The sequence below is a fragment of the Pseudomonas sp. 22189 genome, assembly GCF_052045635.1.
GTDB lineage: Bacteria > Pseudomonadota > Gammaproteobacteria > Pseudomonadales > Pseudomonadaceae > Aquipseudomonas > Aquipseudomonas parakoreensis.
Genome location: NZ_JBQEPG010000063.1, coordinates 1 through 978 on the forward strand (window position 1 = coordinate 1; position 978 = coordinate 978).

General features: G+C 56.9%; 1 protein-coding gene. It reads right to left on the minus strand.

The window, feature by feature from the left end; translation table 11 throughout:
* Positions 1-178: 178 nt before the first annotated feature.
* Positions 179-559, minus strand: coding sequence for a DUF6124 family protein (locus tag ACTJKS_RS27970; RefSeq protein ID WP_108182328.1), 381 nt, complete (start codon positions 557-559; stop codon positions 179-181).
* Between the last annotated feature and the right edge of the window lie 419 nt (positions 560-978).

Genomic DNA, 978 nt, shown 5'->3' on the forward strand with positions numbered 1-978 from the left:
CCTAAGGAGCTGCACGGCTTCCAAGTCCCTCCCTCGATGATCAGTCGAGAACTATCGCTCCTGACGGAGCGATAGTCGAGATACAAGGAGCTGCCGCAGGCTGCGATCCCTTGATTTTGTTTTTTAAGATCAAGATCAAAAGATCGCAGCCTTCGGCAGCGCCTACAGAAGACATTGGTCAGGCGCTGGGTTCGACGTTATCCAGCGCTTTGTTCACCGCCAATTCGCCAAGCATGACCACCTGCGTGATGCCGAGCAGCGTCTTGCGATGCGTGCCCTCCAGCAGCGCGGCGAAGTCACCGAGCATCACCGTGGCCGAGGCCAGGGATTCGCAAGCGTTGGCCAGCAGGGATTCGGTGTCGGCGTTGGGGTTGACCAGGAACAGCGCGTTGGCGGTGTAAGGTGTGGCCATGATGGGCGGTGCGGGCTTGAGGTAGTAGTCGAGGGCGCGGTCGGCGGCTTCGTGGAGTTTGTGGGTGTCGATGGCGGCGTAGGGGGATGTTGGATCGGGGTCTGCAGGCGTGTCTGTTTCGGGCGGATTCGGTGTTGGCTTTTTCATGGTTTTTCTCCTTCAAAACGTTGGAGCTGACCCGATCGGTTCCACGCGATGGGGTGGCAGCTGTACGCAGGTTGGAACCCGGGGAACGGAGAAACCCGGCAGACTCGAAAGTCTCCCACGCACAGCCGCCATTACAGACTGCACACCATGAAGATGGGCAAGCATACGTCATGAAAGACGCTTTGGCGCTGACACGTTCTCCGGGGTTCCAATCCCGATCGCTGATTTGGCAGCGACCCATACAGGCTAGAGAGCGGACGTCCGAGGGACAACCTGAAAACATTGTGGGAAGGTTCTGCTTTGCCCACACAACCTTAAACATCCCGAATTGAAATACCGATCGTGATACTGAAAATGTGCCCCGTGCAGGAGCTGCCGAAGGCTGCGATCTTTTGACTTTGATTTTAAGATCAAGATCA